This window comes from Streptomyces sp. Tu 2975 (assembly GCF_009832925.1).
Lineage (GTDB): Bacteria > Actinomycetota > Actinomycetes > Streptomycetales > Streptomycetaceae > Streptomyces.
Window position 1 is genome coordinate 6862511 of the sequence record NZ_CP047140.1, and the last position, 22556, is coordinate 6885066.

Genomic DNA, 22556 nt, shown 5'->3' on the forward strand with positions numbered 1-22556 from the left:
GGGGCAGCGGCCGCCTTTTCGACAGCAAGGTGGAGCCGTGCCCGTGCCCGTCCCCGTCATCATCGACTGCGATCCCGGACATGACGACGCCCTGGCCCTCATGCTCGCCGCCGGAGACCCGGCGGTCGAACTGCTGGCGATCACCACGGTCGCGGGGAACCAGACTCTGGAGAAGACGACCCTCAACGCCCGCCGCGTTTGCACCGTGGCAGGGATCACCGGCGTGCCCGTCGCGGCGGGGTGCGCGCGGCCGCTCGTCCAGCCGCTCAGGGTCGCGGGTGACGTCCACGGCGAGTCGGGGCTGGACGGGCCGCGGTTCCCGGAACCGGCGATGGAGGCGGTGCCGGAACACGCGGTGGACCTCATGCACCAGGTCCTCTCCAGGCATCCCGAGCCGGTCACCCTCGTCCCGACCGGTCCGCTGACCAATGTGGCGCTGCTGCTGACACGTCATCCGGACAGTGCCCGGTACATCCGGGAGATCGTGCTGATGGGCGGCTCCATCGGGCTCGGGAACACCACGCCGGCGGCCGAGTTCAACATCCATGTCGACCCCGAAGCCGCCGACATCGTCTTCAGCAGCGGTGTCCCGGTGACCATGTGCGGCCTCGACGTCACCCATCAGGCGCTCGCCACGGCCGAGGTGCTGGCCCGGCTGGAGCGCCTCGACACCCCACTGGCCCGCCTCTGCGTGGAGTTGTTGACGTACTTCGGTTCGGCCTACCGCCGGCTGTGGGGGTTCGCCGCGCCTCCGTTGCACGATCCGGTCGCGGTGGCACGGGTCATCGACCCGGACATCGTGCGGTGCGTCGAGGCCAACGTGGCCGTCGAGTTGCACGGGCGGTACACGCGGGGGGCGACCGTCGTGGATCTGCACAAGTACCTCGACCGGCCCGTCAATGCACTCGTCGCGGTCGACCTGGACGCCGAGACGTTCTGGAACCGGATGATCGCGGCGGTCGAGACCCTCGGCCGGCGCGCCCCGTGACCGTCCGCACCGGCCGAAGTCCTGACGGACGGTCAGCCTCCTCCGCAGCGCCGCCCGTCGCGCCGAGGGGCGAACACTCCGCCCGGATCACTCGTCGGGGCCACAGCATCGCCCGGATGCCGCTGCTCCGGGTGGTGGGGCGCCGCGAACGGGCCGACCGTAATGACGTCGCCACTCCTCCTCCCGGTGAAAGGTGTGCCCTCATGGCCCTGCAACAGGATCCGAAGGAGCCGGCTGCCAAGCGTTCTCGCGGGCGCCGCTCCCTGCTCTGGCCCCTCGCCGCTGCCGCACTCGGCATCGTGTTGATCTACAACTCCGTCGGCACGACGGAGGACGCCGAACACGCCGCGACGCCGCTGATCTCCGTGTCCGCCGCCCCCGGTGCGAGGCCCAGCGCCGGTCCCAGTGCCGCCCCCAGCGCCTCGGCCAGTACCAAGCCGGGGCTCCCGCGCTCCGAACCGACGCGCTTGAAGATCCTTCGGATCGCCGTCAACGCGCCGTTCATGCCCCTGTCCATCGGCGCGTCCGGTCAGCTCGACGCGCCCCCGCCGGACGACAGCAACCTCGTCGGCTGGTTCCGTGAGGGGGTGACACCGGGGGAGGCCGGAACGGCGATCGTCGCAGGGCACCTCGACACGAAGACCGGGCCCGGAGTCTTCTTGGCCCTCAGTTCGCTCGAACCGGGAAACCTGGTGGACGTGGTGCGGAAGGACGGTACGACCGTCACCTTCTCGGTCGACGACGTCGAAAGCTTCAGCAAGTCCGACTTCCCCGACGACCGGGTCTACGCGGACACTGCCGACCCGCAGCTGCGGCTGATCACCTGCGGAGGCGAGTACGACAAGAAGGCCAAGGACTACAAGGAGAACGTGGTCGTCTTCGCCCACATGGTCTCGTCCAGGAAGGGGTGACGACGCATGCGGCACGGCCTCGTCCCTGGCGGCGGCAGTGTCAGGCGAGGGCGTACGGGTACCCGCGCGGTGTGCGGGGCCCAGCCCGCGCTGAGGAGGAGACGACGATGGCAGGCGACATGTGGGGCTACCCCGAGACCGCGCAGTACGTGCCCGGGGCGCAGCTCGTCGGATACTCGGTCGAGGCGTCCGACGGGTCGATCGGCAAGGTCGACAAGCACACAGAGGAAGTGGGTCGCTCCTATCTCGTCGTCGACACCGGACCGTGGATCCTCGGCAAGCGGGTCCTGGTGCCCGCCGGGCTGGTCTCGCAGATCGACACCGGGAGCGGAACCGTACGACTGGGGTGCACCAGGGCCGAGGTCAAGGACTCGCCCGACTTCGAGAGCGGCAAGCACGAGAACGACGCCGACTACATCGAGCTGATCGAGCGCCATTACGCCAACCGGCACATCTGACCGCCGGCCGCGGCTGCCGCCGGTCGGCTGGAGGCCCAGGTCGGTGCCCGCAAGGCTCGCAGGTCACTGCGGGCCCTCCTCGTCCGGGTCGTCGAACGGGGCACCGGGCTCCCGGCGCAGCTCCGCCTCACTGCGCGCCCTCAGGCGCTCGGCCCGGTAACGGAGCCGTTCCGACTGCTCGGGGTCGTCGGTGCGGCCGGCCTGCTGGAACAGCCGCTCGGCCTTGTCCCTGTCGTGCTCAGCGTGTACGCGATGGCTGTCCTGCTCGGCCATGACATCCTCCTGCGGTCCCTGGGCGGTCGTCCGTCGCGGTACGTACCTGACATGTGGCCGAATGCCCGTGCCGTATCCGGACAAACAAGGATCATCCGGTGGTGGCGGCTGCCGTCCGTCATGGTGATCGGGAAAGGTCCGGAGCGGTGGCGCGCTTGGCCGATGGGGCGGCACAGAAGTACGACCATGTGCTCGCCGGGTGCGGCGGCGCCGTACGGAGCAACCCGGGCACCCGTACGCGCCAGGGCGCGGCGTGGCGTGTTGCCCGCTGTCGTGTCCGCGGAGTGCTCTGTCCTCGCCCAGCCCGCGCCGGCAGAGAGCCGGCTTCCCCGCCAGGAGCCCCGGATGTACCGCAGCGCCGCCCTTGCCGCAGCCGCCCTACTCACCGCCGCCGCGGCCGTTCCCGCCGCGGCGTCGTCCGCTTCCCCGGTGCCCGACCGGTCCGGCACTGTCGCCGCCGCGGAGGTGCCCGAGTTGATCCCCGACGCGGCCCCGGCCGCCAAGCCGGCGCGCGGGCTGTTCCTGACCCTGTCGGGATCGGAGAACACCTGGATCCGCGGCGTGCTGCTGCACTGCAGCCCTCTGCCCGCCGGGCCCCATCCGGAGGCGGCGGCCGCGTGCGCCGCGCTGGACGCCGCACGCGGTGACCTGGACCGGCTGTCGGGGGAGCGGCACCCGTGCACCAAGCAGTACGACCCGGTGACGGTCAGTGCGACCGGCGCGTGGCGCGGCAGACCGACCGCCTGGCACAAGACCTTCGCCAACGCCTGCGAACTCGCGGTGGCGACCGGGGCCGTCTTCCGCTTCTGACCCGGCCCGCGAAGGGCGGGGGTGACCGGCTCAGGTGCCCTTCGAGGCCACCACTCCGATCGTCACCGTCCCGAGCACCACCCAGGCGAACCAGAGCCAGCCGTTGCTGCCGAGAGCCGCCGTGTACGCCGTCACGACCACCAGGGCCCCGACGGTCAGCACTCCCATCGTTTTCGTCGAACCGGACATGTGTGCCCTCCTTCGACGGCGGGGGCCGTCGAGGACAATCGTCGCCCCTGAGGAGGGCACTGCGCTACCGGCCGGTGACGACTTGCCCGCCTCAGTTGCCGCGTGCCTGGAGCGAGGCGAGATAGGCGTTGTACGCCGCGAGCTCCTGGTCCCCGTCGCGGTCCGCCGCCCGGTCCCTGCGCTTGGCCAGCCGCTGGTCGGAGCGGTACCACTGGAAGACCAGCGCGAGGAGTACCACCACGGACGGGATCTCACTGAACGCCCAGGCGATCCCGCCCGCCGCGTTCTGGTCGGAGAGCGCGTCGATGCCGAGCGAGGTAGGCGGATCACGGTACGCCCCGATCATCGGCTCCGTCGCCATCATCAGCGCGATGCCGAAGAAGGCGTGGAAGGGCATCCCGGCGAAGAGCTCCAGCATCCGCATCACATAACCGGGCCGGTGCGGCCCCGGGTCCACGCCCATGATCGGCCAGAAGAACACCAGGCCGACGGCGAGGAAGTGGACCATCATCGCGATGTGCCCGGTCCTCGACCCCATCAGGAAGTCGAACAGCGGGGTGAAGTACAGCCCGTACAGGCTGGCGATGAAGAGCGGGATCGTGAAGACCGGATGCGTGACGATCCGCATGTAGCGGCTGTGCAGCAGCATCAGCAGCACCTCGCGCGGCCCCTTGCGGCCGCGGCCGGCGACGGGCAGCGCCCGCAGCGCCAGCGTGATCGGCGCGCCGAGCAGCAGGACGATCGGCGACAGCATGCTGATCACCATGTGCTGCACCATGTGCACGCTGAACATGACCATGCCGTAGTCGTTCAGCTTCGTGCACATCATCAGCGCGATGCTCAGCACACCGACGGTGAACAAGACCGTCCGGCTCACCGGCCAGCTGTCGCCCCGCCGCCGCAGCCGTGCGACACCCCAGCCGTACAGGCCGAGCGCGAGGAGGCAGCCGACGAGGAAGAACACGTCCGGTGAGAACTCGAGGCCCCGCCCCAGCGTGAACGGCGGCAGATCCATCGTCGTGCCGTGCCCGCTGTGATCCATCTGTGCACTCCCGGAGGGCTTCCTGACCCGTACCGGTGATTCGTACGGGATGTCCGCTTGCTCGCACCAGAGTAGAACCGCCCCCGGTCGCGGCTGCGACCGGGGGCGGTCCGTGGGGACTCCGGGCGGTTCCCGGGCGGGTCAGAGGACGGTCTCGGCCTCTTCGTACCGCTCCACGGGCACCGTCTTCAGGGTCTCGGTGGCCTCCGCCAGGGGCACCATCGTGATGTCCGTGCCGCGCAGCGCCGTCATCATGCCGAACTCGCCGCGGTGCGCCGCCTCCACCGCGTGCCAGCCGAACCTCGTCGCGAGGACGCGGTCGTAGGCGGTGGGGGTGCCGCCGCGCTGGACGTGGCCGAGGATCACCGGACGGGCCTCCTTGCCGAGCCGCTCCTCCAGCTCGACGGAGAGCTGACGGGCCACCCCGGCGAACCGCTGGTGGCCGTAGATGTCCTTGCCGCCCTCGTCCCACGGCATCGAGCCCTCGCGGGGCTTCGCGCCCTCCGCGACCACCACGATGGCGAACCGCTTGCCCGCCTCGAAGCGCGCACCGACCCGCTTGGTCAGCTCTTCGATGTCGAAGGGGCGCTCCGGCACCACGATCGCGTGCGCACCGGCCGCCATGCCGGAGTGCAGAGCGATCCAGCCGGTGTGCCGGCCCATGACCTCGACGATGAGGACACGCTGGTGCGACTCGGCGGTGGTCTTCAGGCGGTCGAGCGCCTCCGTGGCGACGCCGACGGCCGTGTCGAAGCCGAAGGTGACGTCGGTGGAGGAGATGTCGTTGTCGATCGTCTTGGGCACGCCCACGATCGGCAGACCACCTTCGGACAGCAGGCGCGCCGCCTTGAGGGTGCCCTCACCGCCGATCGGGATGATCGCGTCGAGGCCCAGATCGGCCACATGCCCCTTGGCCCTCTCCACGCCGTCGCGCAGATGCGCGGGCTGGACCCGGGAGGAGCCGAGAATCGTGCCGCCACGGGCCAGGATGCCGCCCACCGCGTCCAGGTCGAGCTTGCGGTAGTCGCACTCCAGGAGGCCCTTCCAGCCGTCGTGGAAGCCGATGACCTCGTCGCCGTGGTCGACGACGGCACGGTGCACGACGGAACGGATGACGGCGTTCAGACCGGGGCAGTCGCCGCCGGAGGTGAGCACACCAATGCGCATAGCCCGAAAACCTTTACAACGTGGGCCGACTCCCGGACCACGTCGTCCGGTTGGATCCCCGCCACCCTACCGGCGCTCGGGGGCAGGTCAGTAACGGGCGTCCGCCTGGTGGGACCGCGCCCACGGCCCCCTCGCTCAACTGAGCGAAGGGGCCGCAGGATGGGTGCTCGGGTGAGCGGAAGGAGCGTCAGGCGGGCTGGGTCGCGGCCGCGATCCGCTCCGCGCGCAGCGCCTCGTACCAACGGTCGTCGGTGGGCGGAAGGGCGTTCACATCGAGGGCCAGCTTCAGCAGCAGGTCCGCGATCTGCGGGTTGCGGGCCATCACCGGACCGTGCATGTACGTGCCGAAGACGGTGTCGTTGTACGCCCCCTCCGTGCCGTCGCCGGTGCCGTTGCCCCGGCCGAGCACGGTCCGGGCGAACGGGCGCGCCGTCGGGCCGAGATGCGTGATGCCCTGGTGGTTCTCGAAGCCGGTCAGCTGCGGCAGGCCCAACTGCGGATCGATGTCCGCCAGTACGTCGCCGACACAGCGCTCACCCTCACCGCGGGTGGACACCACGTCGATCAGACCGAGGCCCGGCTCCCGCTCGCCGAGGTCGTTGATGAACTCGTGGCCGAGGATCTGGTAGCCGGCGCAGACCGAGAAGATGATCGCGCCGTTCGACGCAGCGCGGCTCAGGCCGCCGTCGCGGCGCAGCCGCTCGGCCGCCAGCCGCTGCGGACGGTCCTCACCGCCGCCGATCAGATAGATGTCGCCGGAGGTGGGCACCGGCTGGTCGCTGCGTACGTCGATGCGCATCACGTCGAGACCGCGCTGCCGGGCCCGGCGTTCCACCACGAGGGCGTTGCCCTGGTCGCCGTAGGTGCTGAGCAGATCCGGGTAGACCCACACCAGACGCAGGCTGCTGTCACTCATTCTCATACGTCCTCTCCGTCCGTCCACCGGTCAGTTGCCCACACGACGGCGTACGTCCTGGAAGGCTGTGTAGTTGGCGATCAGTTCGATCCTGCCGGGCGGGGCGCTCTGCACCGCCTCGTCGACCGACGCGCACACCCGGAAGTCCAGGCCCGCCACTTCCAGCCGCACCGCGAGGTCCAGCCTGCGGTCACCGATCACGAAGATCGGGTGGCCGGCGAGACGGGTGTAGTCGACGTCCCACAGCCAGGAGGTGTCCGTGCCGTCCGCGCCGCGGGCGTTGACGGAGAGGATCACCGGGGTCGGCGGCGGGTCGATCAGCGAGAACGTCTCGAGCCAGCCGGCCGGGTTCTTCGCCAGCAGCAGCCGGACGTCACGGCCGAGGAAGGAGACGACGTCGTACCGGCCGGCCACGGCCTGCACCTGGTACATGCGCTCCAGGGCCACCTGCGGCGGCACACCGAAGCAGGCGGCGACGGCGGCGGAGGTGGCGGCGTTGGCCTTGTTCGCGCGGCCGGGCAGCTGGAGGTGGATCGGCCAGGCGGAGCCGTGCGGGTCGATGACATGGTCGCCGCTGAGCACCCAGCTCGGCGCCGGACGGCGGAAACCGCACTCGCCGCAGAACCAGTCGTCGCCGGGGCGCTGCATCACACCGCCGCAGGACGGGCACGACCAGGCGTCGTCCTTCCACTCCTGGCCGGCGGCGACCCAGACGACATTGGGGGAGGAGGAGGCCGCCCACACGACCAGCGGGTCGTCGGCGTTGGCGATGACCATGGCCTTCGAACCGGCAAGACCCTCACGCCACTTCTCGGCCAGCATCCTGGTCTCCGCCGCGCGGTCCAGCTGGTCACGCGACAGGTTCAGCAGCGCGATGGCCTTGGGCGTCACATCCCTCGCCACGCCGGCGAGGTACTTCTCGTCGACCTCGATCACACCGAAGCGGGCGTCCGAGCCGCCCGCCAGCGCCGAGGTGATACCCGCCGGCATGTTGGCGCCGAGCGCGTTGGAGACGACGGGGCCACTGGCCCCCAGCGCCTCCGCGATCAGCCTCGTGGTCGTGGTCTTGCCGTTGGTCGCAGAAACGAGGACCACGTCCAGGTGCTGCGCCAGCCTCCCCAGCAGATCGGGGTCGAGCTTGAGCGCCACCCGGCCGCCGATCACCGATCCGCTGCCGCGCCCGGCGGCGCGGGACACCGCTGCTGCGGCCTTGCCCGCCGTCACGGCCAGCTTGGCTCGCGGCGTCAGGGGCTCCGAGTTGCCTGACATCGTCCTTGATCCTCCTTGCATCGGTCGGGACTCAGCCTATCCAGCTCCGGTCGGCCGCCCGCACCGCGGCACCGTCGGAAAAGGTGGAGGTCACGGGTGAACAGGCGGGAACGTACGCTGGGCGCCATGCGAAACCGGCTGATCCCCGGCAGTACCGGACGCGTCAGGCCCATGAGCCTGCTCGCGGATCCGGTCCTGCACACGCCCTGCGAGACCGTGACCGACTTCGGCCCCGGCCTGAAGGAACTCGTCGAGGACCTTTTCGCGACGATGTACGCGGCCCAGGGTGTCGGCCTCGCCGCGAACCAGGTCGGTGTCGCGTCGAGGGTCTTCGTGTACGACTGCCCCGACGACGAGGACGTCCGCCACCTCGGGCACATCGTCAACCCCCGCCTCGTGGAGGCGGACGGCGTCACGGTCCGTGGCCCGGAAGGCTGTCTCTCGCTGCCCGGCCTGGAGGCCGGCACGGAACGCTTCGACCGCGCGGTGGTCGAGGGCGTGACCTGGGAGGGGGAGCCGGTGCGGGTGGAGGGGACCGGGTTTTTCGCACGCTGCCTGCAGCACGAGTGCGACCACCTGGAGGGGCTGGTGTACGCGGACCGGCTCTCGCCGTGGCGGCGGGCGCGGCTGGCGAGGGCGGTACGGAAGGCGTCCTGGGGGACGCCGGAGCGGGTGGGGTTGGTGCGGAGGGCGTAGCGCCTGCGGGCGGGGTGGGGGAAAGCGCCCCGCCCGCGGTCGATCAGAAGCCAGGGCCGTCCGCGCGGTCCTGGACCTGGAAGAGGCGGCCACACAGAAGGTCCGTCAGGCTGGCGACCAACTCCGCCCTTGAGCACGGGCGTTCGCCCAGCCACCAGTCGCCCGCCGCATGCATCATGCCGACGATGCCGTGGCCCCACACCCGCGCCACCAGGTCTCCGCCGGGGCCCAGGTCGACCCGGTCGGCGATGACCGTGCCGAGCTCCTCGCCGAGGCGCCGCAGCAGTGGCGCCGAGTGGCGGCCCACGTCGAAGCCGGCTTCCGAGGGCTGGGTGTCCTCAGCCGGGTGCATCAGGAAGCGGTACACCTGGGGCCGTGCCTCGATGGCGGCGAGGTACGTGTCCAGCGTGCCGGCGACCCGTTCCCTGCGGTCGACGTCCGCGTCCACGGCCACCTGAAGCGCTCGCAGCAGTGCGTCGGTGTGGCGCTTGGCCAGGGCGCGGTAGAGGCCGCCCTTGTCACCGAAGTGCCGGTAGAGGATGGGCTTGGTGATGCCCGCCTCGGCGGCGATGGCGTTCATGGAGGCGTGGGGCCCGTCCCGGAGCACCACCCGGTCGGCGGCCTCGAGGAGTTCCCGGCGCCGCTGGTCGGCCGACCGCTGGTGTTGTGTGGTCTCCATGTGCTTCTCCCCGCCCGGACGATTGCGTGACGCTTGCGCAAAGTAACACCCTGCCGCAATGGTCACATGATCGGGCCATGGCTGGTTGACAGGGGCTACCGGTCGGTAACAGACTGCCGTTACCGTAGGTAACACGCAGTTGGCGCAGTAGTTCTGGAGGGGACATGACCGAGTTCACGCTCGACCTCAACGAGGATCAGAAGCAGGTCCGTGACTGGCTCAACGGTTTCGCCAAGGACGTCATGCGACCCGCCGCCGCCGAGTGGGACGAGCGTGAGGAGACCCCCTGGCCCGTCATCCAGGAGGCGGCCAAGCTCGGAATCTACTCCCTCGACTTCTACGCCCAGCAGTTCTTCGACCCCACCGGCCTCGGCATCCCCATGGCGATGGAGGAGCTGTTCTGGGGCGACGCGGGCATCGCGCTCTCCATCGTCGGCACCGGGCTGGCCGCCGTGGGCGTCCTCGCCAACGGTACGGAGGAGCAGATCGGCACCTGGATCCCCCAGATGTACGGCGACGCGAACGATGTGAAGGTCGCCGCCTTCTGCTCCTCCGAGCCGGACGCCGGCTCCGACGTCGGCTCCATGCGCACCCGCGCCGTCTACGACGAGGCCAAGGACGAATGGGTGCTCAACGGCACCAAGACCTGGGCGACCAACGGCGGTATCGCCAATGTCCACGTCGTGGTCGCCGTGGTCGATCCCGAGCTCGGCTCGAAGGGCCACGCCTCGTTCATCGTTCCGCCGAACACGCCCGGTCTGTCCCAGGGGCAGAAGTTCAAGAAACACGGCATCCGCGCCTCGCACACCGCGGAGGTCGTGCTCGAGGACGTCCGCGTTCCCGGCGGCTGCCTGCTGGGCGGCAAGGAGAAGCTGGACGAGCGGCTCGCCCGGGCCCGGGAGAAGGCCCGTACGGCAGCCGGCGCGGGCGGCGAGCGGGTGAAGAACGCGGCGATGGCCACCTTCGAGGCCTCCCGTCCCGCCGTCGGGGCCATGGCCGTCGGCACCGCCCGCGCCGCGTACGAGGTCGCGCTCGACTACGCGAAGACCCGCGAGCAGTTCGGCCGCCCGATCATCGACAACCAGGGCATCGCCTTCCAACTGGCCGACATGCGCACCCGGATCGACGCCGCCCGTCTGCTCGTGTGGCGCGCCTCGTGGATGGCGACCACGGGCAAGCCGTTCACCTCGGCGGAGGGCTCCATGTCGAAGCTGTTCGCCAGCGAGACCGCCAAGCAGGTCACCGCCCAGGCGGTCCAGATCCTCGGCGGCAACGGCTTCACCCGCGAGTACCCGGTGGAGCGCATGCACCGGGACGCGGCGATCTACACGATCTTCGAGGGCACCAGCGAGATCCAGCGGCTGGTGATCGCCCGCACCCTGTCGGGCATGCCGATCCGCTGACCGGGCGTACACACGGAAGGCTCCGGCTCCCCGACGGGCGCCGGAGCCTTCCGCGTGTCCGCTCTGCGCGGGTTCCGCCTCAGCGGCGTGTCAGCTTCTCGATCAGCACCGAGGGCAGCAGGCAGCACCACGAAACCGAGCTTGAACAGCACGGGTGACACCACCACCCCCAGGACGATCCCGAGCACGAAGGATTCGTGCGGCATCTCGTAGCCGATCAGCGGCAGCGTGCAGCCCACGGACGCCTCGTAGACGGCCCAGACGCCCAGGGCCGGACCGAGCACCCCGCCGACGAAGCCGACTCCGACCGACCACACGGCATCGTCGTCGTCGCGTTTGTTCCCCACCGGACCCCCCGGGGGAAGGCAGTCGGAAACGTCGCACCCCGCGACGTCAGGCAGACAGTACCGCCTCGACGGCCGCCAGCACCTCGGGCGATTCCGGCTCGGTACCGGGACGGAAACGGGTCACCTCACCCTGCGGGGAGATCAGGAACTTCTCGAAGTTCCACTGGATGTCGCCGGCCTCGCCGTCGGCGTCCGCGACCTTCGTCAGCTCCGCGTACAGGGGGTGACGGTTGTCGCCGTTCACGTCCGTCTTCTCCAGCATGGGGAAGGACACGCCGTACGTCGCCGAGCAGAACGTGGCGATCTCCTCCGCGCTGCCCGGCTCCTGGCCCCCGAACTGGTTGCACGGCACGCCCAGCACCGTGAAGCCCCGGTCGCCGTATTCCTTCTGCAGCCGCTCCAGGCCCGCGTACTGCGGGGTCAGCCCGCACTTGGAGGCCACATTCACCACCAGCACCGCCTGGTCCCGGTGGTCGCCGAGCGAGGTCGCCTCGCCGGACAGGGTGCGCAGCGGGATGTCGTACAGAGTCATCGAAGCTCCTCACGGGGTCGCCGGCGGGCGGCCGGACGGCCGCACCGGTGGACGACCGATGAAAACACGGGTGCGCCGTGACAGAGCACGGCGTCACGTCGGACAACGCCGCCGGGCACGGCGATCTTCCCCGTCACGGGAGGGCCGCGGCCCGGCGGCCGGCTACACCGGCCGGAACAGGCCCTCCTGCACCACCGAGACCAGCAGCCGTCCCTCGCGGTCGTAGATCCGGCCACGGGCGAGCCCACGGCCGCCCGTGGAGATCGGCGACTCCTGGTCGTAGAGGAACCACTCGTCGGCGCGGAAGGGCCGGTGGAACCACATCGCGTGGTCGAGCGACGCCATGTCGAAGCCCCGGCGCCCCCACAGAGGCTCCACCGGGATCCGCACGGCGTCCAGCAGTGTCATGTCGCTCGCGTACGTCAGTGCGCAGGTGTGCACCAGCGGATCGTCACCCAGCGGGCCGACCGCGCGCATCCAGACCGCGCTGCGCGGGTCGGCGTCCTTGATCTCGTCCGCCGTCCAGCGCAGCCGGTCGACGTAGCGGATGTCGAACGGCTGGCGCCTGGCCATCCGCTCCAGCGCCTCGGGCAGCGCGCCCAGATGCTCCCGGATCTCGGTCGTCACGGTGGGCAGCGACTCGGGCTCCGGGAAGTCGAGACGAGGCGGCAGCTGATGCTCGATGCTCCCCGGCTCCGGGCGGTGGAAGGACGCCGTCAGGTTGAAGATGGTGCGCCCCTCCTGCACGGCCGTGACCCGGCGGGTGGTGAACGAGCGGCCGTCCCGGACCCGTTCGACCTGGTACACGATCGGCACTCCGGGGCGTCCGGGTCGCAGGAAGTACGCGTGCAGCGAATGGACCGGGCGGTCGCCGTCCGTGGTCCTGCCCGCGGCGACCAGGGCCTGACCGGCCACCTGCCCGCCGAAGACGCGCTGCAGGGACTCGTTCGGGCTGAGTCCCCGGAAGATGTTGACCTCGATCCGTTCCAGATCGAGCAGATCGACCAGACGCTCGGCCGGATTCGTCATCCTCACTTCTCCCTGTCAGAGCCGGCCGACGGACGTGACCCGCACGACCGCCCGGCCCTCTTCGTCGGAGGCCGCCAGATCGACCTCCGCGCTGATACCCCAGTCATGGTCGCCGTTCGGGTCGGCGAAGGTCTGCCGTACGCGCCACAGGCCGTGCGGGGCGTCCTCCTCGATGGCCAGGAGTTTCGGACCGCGGGCGTCGGGGCCGGTGCCCAGGTCGTCGTACTCGTCCCAGTACCCGTCCATCGCCTCGCCCCAGGCGTCCGCGTCCCAGCCCGACTCGGCGTCCATCTCGCCCAGTTCACCGACCCGGTCCAGGGCGGCCAGTTCCACCCGGCGGAACATCGCGTTGCGGACGAGCACCCGGAACGCGCGGGCGTTCGCCGTGACCGGCTTGACCTGGTCGGCCTTCTCCTGCGCCTCCTCGGCCGTCTCCACCTCGGGATTGGCCAGCTGCTCCCACTCGTCCAGCAGGCTGGAGTCGACCTGGCGGACCATCTCGCCGAGCCAGGCGATCAGGTCCTCGAGGTCCTCCGTCTTCAGATCGTCCGGGATGGTGTGGTCGAGCGCCTTGTACGCGCTCGCCAGATAGCGCAGCACGATGCCCTCGGTGCGGGCCAGCTCGTACCAGGAGGTGAACTCGGTGAACGTCAAAGCCCGTTCGTACATGTCACGGATGACGGACTTCGGCGACACCGGATGGTCGCCGACCCACGGGTGCGACTTCTTGTAGACGTTGTAGGCGTGCCACAGCAGCTCCTCCAGCGGCTTCGGGTACGAGATCTCCTGGAGCCGCTCCATGCGCTCCTCGTACTCGATGCCGTCGGCCTTCATCTTGCCGACGGCCTCACCGCGCGCCTTGTTCTGCATGGCGGCGAGGATCTGGCGCGGGTCGTCCAGCGTCGACTCGACGACGGAGACCATGTCCAGCGCGTAGGAAGGGGACTGGGGGTCGAGCAGGTCGAAGGCGGCGAGGGCGAACGTGGACAGCGGCTGGTTCAGCGCGAAGTCCTGCTGGAGGTCGACGGTGAGCCGGACGGTGCGGCCCTCCGCGTCGGGGGTGTCCAGCTGTTCCACCACGCCGCCGTCGAGCAGCGAACGGTAGATGGCGATGGCCCGGCGGATGTGACGCAGCTGGGCCTTGCGGGTTCGTGGTTGTCCTCGAGCAGCCGGCGCATGGCCTCGAAGGCGTTGCCCGGCCGGGCGATCACCGACAGAAGCATGATGTTGGTGACCCGGAAACGGGAGGTCAGCGGCTCGGGCTCGGACGCGATCAGCTTCTCGAACGTGCTGTCCGACCAGGCGACGAAGCCCTCCGGAGCCTTCTTCCTGACCACCTTGCGGCGCTTCTTGGGGTCGTCCCCGGCCTTCGCGAGCGCCTTCTCGTTCTCGATGACGTGCTCGGGCGCCTGGGCGACGACCAGGCCGGCGGTGTCGAAGCCCGCCCGGCCGGCACGCCCGGCGATCTGGTGGAACTCACGGGCCCGCAGGGTCCGCACCCGGCTGCCGTCGTACTTGGTGAGCGCCGTGAACAGCACCGTGCGGATGGGGACGTTGACACCTACACCGAGCGTGTCGGTGCCGCAGATGACCTTCAGAAGGCCGGCCTGCGCCAGCTTCTCCACCAGCCGCCGGTACTTGGGCAGCATGCCCGCGTGGTGCACGCCGATGCCGTGCCGCACATAACGGGACAGGTTCTTGCCGAACTTGGTGGTGAACCGGAAACTGCCGATCAGGTCGGCGATCTTGTCCTTCTCCTCGCGCGAGCACATGTTGATGCTCATCAGCGACTGGGCCCGCTCCACGGCCTGCGCCTGGGTGAAGTGCACGATGTAGACCGGCGCCTGCTTGGTCTCGAGCAGCTCGGTCAGCGTCTCCGTGATCGGCGTCAGCCGGTACTCGTACGAGAGCGGCACGGGCCGGGTCGCCGACCGGACGACGGTGGTGGGGCGACCGGTGCGGCGGGTCAGGTCCTTCTCGAACATCGAGACGTCACCGAGGGTCGCCGACATCAGGACGAACTGGGCCTGCGGCAGCTCCAGGATGGGGATCTGCCAGGCCCAGCCGCGGTCCTGCTCGGCGTAGAAATGGAACTCGTCCATCACGACCTGACCGACGTCGGCGTGCTTCCCGTCGCGCAGGGCGATCGAGGCCAGCACCTCCGCGGTGCAGCAGATGACCGGCGCGTCGGCGTTCACGGACGCGTCGCCGGTCAGCATGCCCACGTTCTCCGTACCGAACAGCTTGCACAGGTCGAAGAACTTCTCCGAGACCAGGGCCTTGATCGGTGCCGTGTAGAAAGTGACCTGGTCGTTCGCCAGTGCCGCGAAGTGCGCAGCCGCCGCGACCAGGCTCTTCCCGGAGCCGGTCGGGGTCGAAAGGATCACGTTCGCCCCGGAGACCACCTCGATCAGCGCCTCCTCCTGAGCCGGATAGAGCGTGATGCCCTGGCCCTCCGCCCAGGAGGAGAAGGCTTCGTACAGGGCATCGGGGTCGGCGTCTGAAGGCAGCTGATCGATAAGGGTCACACCCCCATCTTGCCTGTCCCCGAGCCGGATCAGGGAACCGGCCGTGAGCGGCAAGATCATGACCGATACGCTGCCCTGTCAACTGGGGTCAGACACAAGAGCAATGGGGCGACGATGGGGCGGGGACGCACATGATGGGACCGGCGCACTCTCTGTCCGGGGCGGCCGCCTGGCTGGGAGTGGGGGCGGCGACGGCCGCGGCGGGCCACCCGATGCCGTGGCCCGTCCTCGTCGTCGGAGCGCTGATCTGCGCGGGCGCGGCGCTGGCGCCCGATCTGGATCACAAGGCGGCGACGATCTCGCGGGCCTTCGGGCCCGTGTCACGTGGGCTGTGCGAGATCGTCGACAAGCTGTCGTACGCCGTCTACAAGGCGACACGGAAGCAGGGTGACAAGCGCAGGACGGGCGGGCACCGGACCCTCACGCACACCTGGCTGTGGGCGGTCCTCATCGGCGCGGGCGCCTCCGCGCTGGCGATCTTCGGCGGCCGGTGGGCCGTCCTCGCGATCCTGTTCGTCCACATGGTGCTGGCCGTGGAGGGCCTGCTGTGGCGGGCCGCCCGAGTCTCCAGCGACATCCTGGTCTGGCTGCTGGGCGCCACCAGCGCCTGGATCCTCGCGGGCGTCCTGGACAAGCCGGGCAACGGCGCGGACTGGCTGTTCACCGCGCCCGGCCAGGAGTACCTGTGGCTGGGCCTGCCGATCGTCCTGGGCGCCCTCGTCCACGACATCGGCGACGCCCTCACCGTCTCCGGCTGCCCGATCCTGTGGCCCATCCCGATCGGCAACAAGCGCTGGTACGCGGTGGGCCCCCCGAAGCCGATGCGCTTCCGGGCCGGGAGCTGGGTCGAGCTGAAGGTGCTGATGCCGGCGTTCATGCTGCTGGGCGGGGTGGGCGGGGCGGCCGCGCTGAACTTCATCTGACGGGCCCGGCCCGCCCCGCGCGGTGACGGGCGGGGGCCGGGGCCGGGATCATCCGTGCCAGGAGCGCCAGAGCGCCGCGTACGCGCCGTCCGCCGCTACGAGCTCGTCATGACTGCCGAGCTCGCTGATGCGTCCCTCCTCGACCACCGCGATCACGTCCGCGTCGTGCGCGGTGTGCAGCCGGTGCGCGATGGCGACGACCGTGCGGCCGTCCAGGACACGGGACAGCGAGCGCTCCAGGTGGCGGGCCGCCCGGGGGTCCAGCAGGGAGGTGGCCTCGTCCAGCACCAGCGTGTGCGGGTCCGCGAGGACGAGGCGGGCCAGCGCTATCTGCTGGGCCTGGGCCGGGGTCAGCGAGAGGCCGCCGGAGCCGACCTCGGTGTCCAGACCGTCGTCCAGCGCCCGTGCCCAGCCGTCCGCGTCCACCGCGCCGAGCGCGGCCCACAGCTCCGCGTCCCCGGCCGAGGAACGGGCGAGGAGCAGGTTGTCCCGCAACGAGCCGACGAAGACGTGGTGCTCCTGGTTGACGAGCGCCACGTGCTCCCGCACCCGCTCGGCCGGCATGCCGGACAACTCCGCCGCGCCTAGCGTGACATGGCCGCTGCGCGGCGCGTAGATGCCCGCGAGCAGCCGGCCGAGGGTCGACTTGCCGGCACCGGACGGGCCGACCAGCGCCATCCGGGTGCCGGGCGGCACCTCCATCGAGACCTTGTGCAGCACGTCGACGCCCGCGCGGTAACCGAAGTGCACCTTGTCGGCGCGGACGTCCCGGCCGTCGGGCCGCAACCGGTCGTCGCCCGCCTCCGGTTCGATCTCCCGCACGCCCACCAGCCGCGCCAGGGACACCTGAGCCACCTGGAGCTCGTCGTACCAGCGCAGGATCAGGTTCACCGGGTCGACCATCATCTGGGCGATCAGCGCCCCGGTGGTCATCTGGCCGATCCCGATCCAGCCCTGCAGTACGAACACGCCGCCGATCATGAGCACGGAGGTGAGCACGGTGGCATGGGTGAGGTTGATGACGGGGAACAGGACGGACCGCAGGTAGAGGGTGTACCGCTCCCAGGACGTCCACTCCTTGATCCGCCGGTCGGAGAGCGCCACCCGGCGCGCCCCGAGCCGGTGCGACTCCACGGTGCGGCCGGCGTCGACGGTCTCCGCGAGTACGGCCGCCACGGCCGCGTACCCGGCGGCCTCCGAGCGGTACGCCGACGGCGCACGTCTGAAGTACCAGCGGCAGCCGACGACCAGCAACGGCACCGCCACCAGCACGGCGGGCGCGAGCGGCGGCGCGGTCACGGTGAGCCCGCCGAGAAGCAGCACGATCCAGAAGACGCCGATCGTCAGCTGCGGCACTGCCTCACGCATGGCGTTGGCGAGGCGGTCGACGTCCGTGGTGATACGGGACAGCAGGTCGCCCGTCCCGGCGCGTTCGAGGACGCCCGGGGGGAGGCCGACAGAGCGGACGAGGAAGTCCTCGCGCAGATCGGCGAGCATCCGCTCGCCCAGCATCGCCCCGCGCAGCCGTACCAGCCGGACGAAGACCGCCTGGACGACGAGGGCGGCCGCGAACAGGGCGGCGGTGCGCTCCAGGTGCAGGTCGCGCGCTCCGTCCGCCGCCTTCTCCACGAGCGAACCGAGGAGCCACGGACCGGCCATCGAGGCGACGACGGCGACGGTGTTGACGGTGACGAGAAGCGCGAAGGCGCCGCGGTGCCGCCGCAGCAGCTCGCGCACGTACGCGCGCACGGTGGCCGGCGTGCCCACCGGCAGGGTGGTCGCCGAGCGGAGGGCGGCCGGGTCGTACTCCGGTGGCGCCAGGCCGATCATGCTGTCTCCTCGATGTCTTCGGTGCCGGCCGTGGTGAGATGTGCCCCGAGCGGGCCGCGCGGGGCCGCCACCAGGTGCTGCTCCGTGTCGGTCTCCCGGGTCACGACCGCGCGGTAGCGGGGCTCCGTACGCAGCAGTTCGCGGTGCGCGCCGACCGCCACGGCCTCGCCCTCGCGGACCAGCACGACCCGCTCGGCGCGGTCGAGCAGCAGCGGTGAGGACGTGAACAGCACCGTCGTGCGGCCCGCGCGGAGCTTGCGCACGCCGTCCGCGATCCGCGCCTCCGTGTGCGAGTCGACGGCCGACGTCGGCTCGTCGAGCACCAGCACCTCAGGGTCGGTGACCAGCGAACGCGCCAGCGCGAGCCGCTGCCGCTGACCGCCGGACAGCGAGCGCCCGCGTTCGGTGATGGGCGCGTTCATGGGGTCGTTGTCGAGGGACGCCTGCGCCAGCGCGTCGAGCACGTCGCCGCACTCCGCCGCGGCCAGCGCCCGCTCCGCGGCGACCTTCCCGGACGCCGGCACGTCGAGCAGTTCCGTGAGGGTGCCCGAGAGCAGCACGGGGTCCTTGTCCTGGACGAGCACCGCGCCGCGGGCCTCTTGGAGCGGCCGGCCGTCCAGCGCGACACCGCCGAGCAGCACGGACGGCAGGCCGTCCGGTTCAGCCGGGTGGCCGCCGAGCCGTTCCGCGAGCTGTCCCGCCGCGTCGGGGTCGCCGCAGACGACGGCGGTGAGCGTTCCGGTCGGGGCGAGCAGGCCGGTGGCCGGGTCGTACAGATCGCCGGTCAGCTCGCGCGCGTCGTCCGCGGGGGTGTCCTGCCGCGCGCTCCGCTCCAGTGACAGCACCCGGGCCGCGCGGCGCGCGGAGGGCCGGGAGAAGGAGTACGCCATGGCGATCTCCTCGAAGTGCCGGAGGGGGTAGCTCAGCAGCATCACCGCGCTGTACACGGTGACCAGTTCACCCACGGCGATCCGGCCGTCGCCGACGAGCCCGAGGCCGTACCGGACGACCCAGATCAGCAGCAGGCCCGGCAGCAGCACCTGCACGGCGGAGATGGCCGACCACATCCGGGCGCTGCGGACGGCGGCGGTGCGTACCTCCTGGGAGGCGTGCCGATAGCGCTTCAGGAACAGCTCCTCGCCGCCGACGCCGCGGAGGACCCGTAGGCCGGCGACCGTGTCGGAGGCGAGCTCCGTGGCGCGGCCCGCCTTCTCCCGCTGCACGTCCGCGAGACGGGTGGCCCGGGGGAGCAGCGGCAGGACGCCGAGGGCGAGCACCGGAACGCCGACGGCCACGAGGACGCCGAGGGCCGGCTGGTAGATCAGCAGGCCGACGCAGACCAGCACGACGGTGAGGGCGGCGGCGAGGAAACGGGAGACCGCTTCGACGAACCAGCCGATCTTCTCGACATCACCGGTGGACACGGCGACCACTTCGCCGGCCGCGACCCGCCGGGTGAGCGCGGAGCCCAGTTCGGAGGTCTTGCGGATGAGGAGTTGCTGGACGCGCGCCGCGGCGGTGATCCAGTTGGTGACGGCCGTGCGGTGCAGCATGGTGTCGCCGACGGCGATGCAGACGGCGGAGACGGCGAGCAGCGCGCCCGCCAGGGCGAGGGAGCTGCCGGACTTCTCCACGACCGCCTGGACAGCCCTGCCGACCCCGTAGGGAAGGGCCATGACGGACACGAAGTGCAGCATTCCCCAGGAGAGCGAACGGAGTTGGCCGCGCAGCTGACGGCGCCCGAGCCAGAGGAGGAATCTCGGCCCCGACCGGACGTCCGGCAGACCAGGATCGACATACGGAAGGTCGCGAATCTGCATGATGTCCCAGATCGTTCGGAAGGTCGGCACAGATCTGCCAGCCTCCCGCCCTGGGACGGGCGGCAGCAAACGAATTAATCCCGGCGCTCCGGGCTCCGGTCCTGGTCGGTCAGCAGTGCGGTCCCGGGCTGTCGACCAGGGCGGACAGCAGGCCGGCGAGGGTCTCGCGCTGCTCCGTGGTGAGGGGGGCGAGCACGTCCTCCGCCGCCGCGCGTCGCGCGTCGCGCAGGGCGCGCAGCGTGGCGCGGCCCGTGTCGGTCAACTCGATCCGTGTGACACGGCGGTTGGTCGGGTCGGGCACCCGGCGGACCCGGCCGCCGGCCTCGAGACCGTCGACGAGGCTCGTGACGGCACGGGGGACCACCTCGAGACGCTCCGCCAGATCCGCCATACGGGGCGGCTCGTCGTAATGCGCCAAGGTGCGCAGCAGTCGCGACTGGGCGGGGGTGATCGCTATGTCCGCCGACTGGAGCTGGCGCTTCTGGCTGCGGTGGAGCCGACGGGTCAGCCGGAGCAACTGCTCGGCGAGCAGGCCGTCGGCGTCGGGGGTGCTCATGCCGGGAACAATATCAGGAGCTTGTTCATTGTGAGTATAGGTAACAATGAGCTAAGCTCTCATATCGCATACCTGCCTGAGGAGAGAATTGCGGCCCGAACACACCACCTGGACACCACCGCCCAAGGACCCGGACCAGCCGCCCGCCGAGGTGCGGCGGATCCTGCGGCTCTTCCGGCCCTACCGCGGCCGACTCGCCGTCGTGGGCCTGCTCGTCGGCGCCTCGTCGCTGGTGTCCGTCGCCTCGCCGTTCCTGCTGCGCGAGATCCTCGACACCGCCATCCCGCAGGGCCGCACCGGGCTGCTCAGCCTGCTCGCCCTCGGCATGATCGCCACCGCCGTTATGACCAGTGTCTTCGGCGTGCTCCAGACGCTGATCTCCACCACGGTGGGCCAGCATGTGATGCACGATCTGCGCACCGGCGTCTACGCGCAGTTGCAGCGGATGCCGCTCGCCTTTTTCACCAGGACCCGCACCGGCGAGGTCCAGTCGCGCATCGCCAACGACATCGGCGGCATGCAGGCCACCGTGACGTCGACGGCCACCTCCCTGGTCTCCAACCTCACCGCGGTCGTCGCCGGCGTCGTCGCCATGCTCGCCCTGGACTGGCGGCTCACCGTCGTCTCCCTCGTCCTGCTGCCGCTGTTCGTCTGGATCAGCCGCCGGGTCGGCCGCGAGCGGAAGAAGATCACCACTCAACGGCAGAAGCAGATGGCCGCGATGGCCGCCACCGTCACCGAGTCCCTGTCCGTCAGCGGCATCCTCCTCGGCCGCACCATGGGCAGGGCCGACTCCCTCACCCGGTCCTTCGCCGAGGAGTCGGAGCGCCTGGTCGACCTCGAGGTGCGCTCGAGCATGGCCGGCCGCTGGCGGATGTCGACCATCGGCATCGTCATGGCGGCCATGCCGGCCCTCATCTACTGGGCCGCGGGCTTCGCGCTGCGGACCGGCGGGCCCGCCATCTCCATCGGCACGCTCGTCGCCTTCGTCTCGCTCCAGCAGGGCCTGTTCCGGCCCGCCGTGAGCCTGCTCTCCACCGGGGTGCAGATGCAGGCATCACTTGCCCTGTTCCAGCGGATCTTCGAATATCTCGACCTGCGCGTCGACATCACCGAGCCCGCGGAGCCCGTGGCGCTCGACAAGGTCCGGGGTGATGTGCGTTTCGAAAACGTCGGTTTCTCCTACGACCCCGCGCAGGAGCGGCCCACCCTCGACGGCATCGACCTCACCGTCCCCGCCGGCAGCTCGCTCGCGGTGGTCGGCCCCACCGGTTCCGGCAAGTCCACGCTGAGCTATCTGGTTCCCCGGCTGTACGACGTCACCGGCGGCCGGGTCACCATCGACGACGTCGACGTACGGGACCTGGCCTTCGACACGCTCGCACAGGCCGTGGGGGTCGTCTCCCAGGAGACGTACCTCTTCCATGCCTCCGTCGCAGAGAATCTGCGCTTCGCCAAGCCGGACGCCACGGACGAGGAACTCGAGGACGCCGCCCGCGCCGCGCAGATCCACGACCACATCGCCTCCCTCCCCGACGGGTACGACACCCTGGTCGGCGAGCGGGGTTACCGCTTCTCCGGCGGCGAGAAGCAGCGGCTCGCCCTCGCCCGCACGATTCTGCGCGACCCGCCGGTCCTGGTCCTCGACGAGGCGACCAGCGCGCTCGACACACGGACCGAGCACGCGGTGCAGCAGGCCATCGAGTCCCTCTCGCGGGGCCGTACCACGATCACCATCGCCCACCGGCTCTCCACGGTCAGGGACGCGGACGAGATCGTCGTGCTCGACGCGGGGCGCATCGCCGAGCGCGGCAGCCACCGTGAACTGCTCGAGCGGGACGGCCGCTACGCCGCCCTCGTCCGCAGGGACGCCGAGCCGGCCCCTGCCGCACCCTGACGGCGGCCACTCGGCGCCCGCGCGCTTCCGCCCCCCCCCGCACGGCGGCGCCGCCGCTCCCGTGGGACGGGGAGCGGCGGCGCCTGTCGTGAACGAGCCGTCAGACGAGCCGACCCACGAAGTGGACGATGCCGGCGAGCAGGTCGGTGATGAGGTTCATGGTGATGTTTTCTCCTCGTGCATGGTGCTGATCATGGGACCGCACAGTCGTCGCGGTCTGCAGCCCGCCGCTTGCGCACCGTAAGCATCTTGCATCGCAAGGGAGTTGGGCCGGCGAGACCGGTGCGACCACA

Annotated in this window: 21 protein-coding genes and 1 pseudogene; 8 read left to right on the forward strand and 14 right to left on the reverse strand. The window is 70.7% G+C overall.

Annotated features, from left to right (window positions below; all coding sequences use genetic code 11):
• The first annotated feature begins 43 nt into the window (after positions 1 to 43).
• The 3 genes from GLX30_RS30820 (at position 44) to GLX30_RS30830 (ending at position 2357) form a co-directional block, all read left to right on the forward strand.
• Positions 44 to 988, forward strand: coding sequence for a nucleoside hydrolase (locus GLX30_RS30820; protein ID WP_159695338.1), 945 nt, complete (start codon positions 44 to 46; stop codon positions 986 to 988).
• Positions 989 to 1191: 203 nt separating this feature from the next.
• Positions 1192 to 1899: a class F sortase gene (locus GLX30_RS30825; RefSeq protein ID WP_159694228.1), complete on the forward strand. Its 708-nt coding sequence runs from the start codon at positions 1192 to 1194 to the stop codon at positions 1897 to 1899.
• A 107-nt stretch (positions 1900 to 2006) separates the two neighbouring features.
• Entirely contained in the window at positions 2007 to 2357 is a 351-nt protein-coding gene (locus tag GLX30_RS30830) for a PRC-barrel domain containing protein (RefSeq protein WP_159694229.1), read from the forward strand.
• Positions 2358 to 2420: 63 nt separating this feature from the next.
• Here GLX30_RS30830 and GLX30_RS30835 read toward each other — a convergent pair whose 3' ends face one another.
• On the reverse strand, positions 2421 to 2630 hold the full coding sequence (locus GLX30_RS30835; RefSeq protein ID WP_159694230.1) for a DUF6381 family protein: 210 nt from the start codon (positions 2628 to 2630) through the stop codon (positions 2421 to 2423).
• A gap of 345 nt (positions 2631 to 2975) precedes the next feature.
• Here GLX30_RS30835 and GLX30_RS35575 point away from each other — a divergent pair, with 345 nt between their 5' ends.
• On the forward strand, positions 2976 to 3440 hold the full coding sequence (locus GLX30_RS35575) for an SSI family serine proteinase inhibitor (RefSeq protein ID WP_244258328.1): 465 nt from the start codon (positions 2976 to 2978) through the stop codon (positions 3438 to 3440).
• Positions 3441 to 3470: 30 nt separating this feature from the next.
• Here the strand turns inward: GLX30_RS35575 and GLX30_RS34470 are convergent, their stop codons facing one another.
• From GLX30_RS34470 to GLX30_RS30860, 5 genes are all read right to left on the reverse strand, one after another.
• Entirely contained in the window at positions 3471 to 3629 is a 159-nt protein-coding gene (locus GLX30_RS34470; RefSeq protein ID WP_167306880.1) for a hypothetical protein, read from the reverse strand.
• Positions 3630 to 3720: 91 nt separating this feature from the next.
• Positions 3721 to 4671: a cytochrome c oxidase assembly protein gene (locus tag GLX30_RS30845; protein ID WP_159694231.1), complete on the reverse strand. Its 951-nt coding sequence runs from the start codon at positions 4669 to 4671 to the stop codon at positions 3721 to 3723.
• A 141-nt stretch (positions 4672 to 4812) separates the two neighbouring features.
• Positions 4813 to 5838: a 6-phosphofructokinase gene (locus GLX30_RS30850; protein ID WP_159694232.1), complete on the reverse strand. Its 1026-nt coding sequence runs from the start codon at positions 5836 to 5838 to the stop codon at positions 4813 to 4815.
• 187 nt (positions 5839 to 6025) lie between these two features.
• Positions 6026 to 6754, reverse strand: a complete 729-nt coding sequence (locus tag GLX30_RS30855) for a glutamine amidotransferase (RefSeq protein WP_005320403.1) — start codon at positions 6752 to 6754, stop codon at positions 6026 to 6028.
• Between the two features lie 30 nt (positions 6755 to 6784).
• Positions 6785 to 8023, reverse strand: coding sequence for a MurT ligase domain-containing protein (locus GLX30_RS30860; RefSeq protein ID WP_159694233.1), 1239 nt, complete (start codon positions 8021 to 8023; stop codon positions 6785 to 6787).
• Positions 8024 to 8149: 126 nt separating this feature from the next.
• Here GLX30_RS30860 and def point away from each other — a divergent pair, with 126 nt between their 5' ends.
• Positions 8150 to 8719 (forward strand): peptide deformylase, encoded by a 570-nt coding sequence (gene def, locus GLX30_RS30865; RefSeq protein WP_159694234.1) that lies wholly within the window; start codon positions 8150 to 8152, stop codon positions 8717 to 8719.
• Positions 8720 to 8762: 43 nt separating this feature from the next.
• Here def and GLX30_RS30870 read toward each other — a convergent pair whose 3' ends face one another.
• Positions 8763 to 9398 carry a TetR family transcriptional regulator gene (locus tag GLX30_RS30870; protein ID WP_159694235.1) on the reverse strand — a complete coding sequence of 212 codons (636 nt, stop codon included), beginning with the start codon at positions 9396 to 9398 and terminating at the stop codon, positions 8763 to 8765.
• 164 nt (positions 9399 to 9562) lie between these two features.
• Between GLX30_RS30870 and GLX30_RS30875 the strand changes: the two genes are divergently transcribed.
• Positions 9563 to 10801: an acyl-CoA dehydrogenase family protein gene (locus GLX30_RS30875; RefSeq protein ID WP_159694236.1), complete on the forward strand. Its 1239-nt coding sequence runs from the start codon at positions 9563 to 9565 to the stop codon at positions 10799 to 10801.
• Here GLX30_RS30875 and GLX30_RS30880 read toward each other — a convergent pair.
• The 4 genes and pseudogenes from GLX30_RS30880 to GLX30_RS30895 all read right to left on the reverse strand — a co-directional run bounded on the left by GLX30_RS30880 (position 10723) and on the right by GLX30_RS30895 (position 15237).
• Positions 10723 to 11148 (reverse strand): hypothetical protein, encoded by a 426-nt coding sequence (locus GLX30_RS30880; RefSeq protein ID WP_159694237.1) that lies wholly within the window; start codon positions 11146 to 11148, stop codon positions 10723 to 10725. The two genes, GLX30_RS30875 and GLX30_RS30880, sit on opposite strands and share 79 nt — an antisense overlap.
• Positions 11149 to 11194: 46 nt before the next feature.
• Complete coding sequence (locus tag GLX30_RS30885) at positions 11195 to 11680, reverse strand: glutathione peroxidase (RefSeq protein ID WP_159694238.1); 486 nt, start codon at positions 11678 to 11680, stop codon at positions 11195 to 11197.
• 162 nt (positions 11681 to 11842) lie between these two features.
• A complete protein-coding gene (locus tag GLX30_RS30890; protein ID WP_159694239.1) occupies positions 11843 to 12709 on the reverse strand; it encodes an acyl-CoA thioesterase II in 867 nt (288 codons plus the stop codon).
• Positions 12710 to 12724: 15 nt separating this feature from the next.
• Positions 12725 to 15237, reverse strand: a pseudogene (locus tag GLX30_RS30895) (DUF3516 domain-containing protein).
• A gap of 131 nt (positions 15238 to 15368) precedes the next feature.
• On the opposite strand from GLX30_RS30895, the gene GLX30_RS30900 reads away from it, so the two are divergent.
• The gene (locus GLX30_RS30900; protein WP_159694240.1) at positions 15369 to 16160 is read left to right on the forward strand and encodes a metal-dependent hydrolase; all 792 of its coding nucleotides are present in this window, start codon (positions 15369 to 15371) and stop codon (positions 16158 to 16160) included.
• 48 nt (positions 16161 to 16208) lie between these two features.
• Here GLX30_RS30900 and GLX30_RS30905 read toward each other — a convergent pair whose 3' ends face one another.
• The 3 genes from GLX30_RS30905 to GLX30_RS30915 form a co-directional block, all read right to left on the reverse strand.
• Positions 16209 to 17990, reverse strand: a complete 1782-nt coding sequence (locus GLX30_RS30905) for an ABC transporter ATP-binding protein (protein ID WP_159694241.1) — start codon at positions 17988 to 17990, stop codon at positions 16209 to 16211.
• Positions 17987 to 19810: an ABC transporter ATP-binding protein gene (locus GLX30_RS30910; protein WP_159694242.1), complete on the reverse strand. Its 1824-nt coding sequence runs from the start codon at positions 19808 to 19810 to the stop codon at positions 17987 to 17989. The genes GLX30_RS30905 and GLX30_RS30910 overlap by 4 nt, the downstream gene beginning before the upstream one ends.
• 109 nt (positions 19811 to 19919) lie before the next feature.
• Positions 19920 to 20366, reverse strand: coding sequence for a MarR family transcriptional regulator (locus tag GLX30_RS30915; RefSeq protein WP_159694243.1), 447 nt, complete (start codon positions 20364 to 20366; stop codon positions 19920 to 19922).
• A gap of 88 nt (positions 20367 to 20454) precedes the next feature.
• Here GLX30_RS30915 and GLX30_RS30920 point away from each other — a divergent pair, with 88 nt between their 5' ends.
• A complete protein-coding gene (locus GLX30_RS30920) occupies positions 20455 to 22263 on the forward strand; it encodes an ABC transporter ATP-binding protein (protein WP_159694244.1) in 1809 nt (602 codons plus the stop codon).
• Positions 22264 to 22556: the final 293 nt, after the last annotated feature.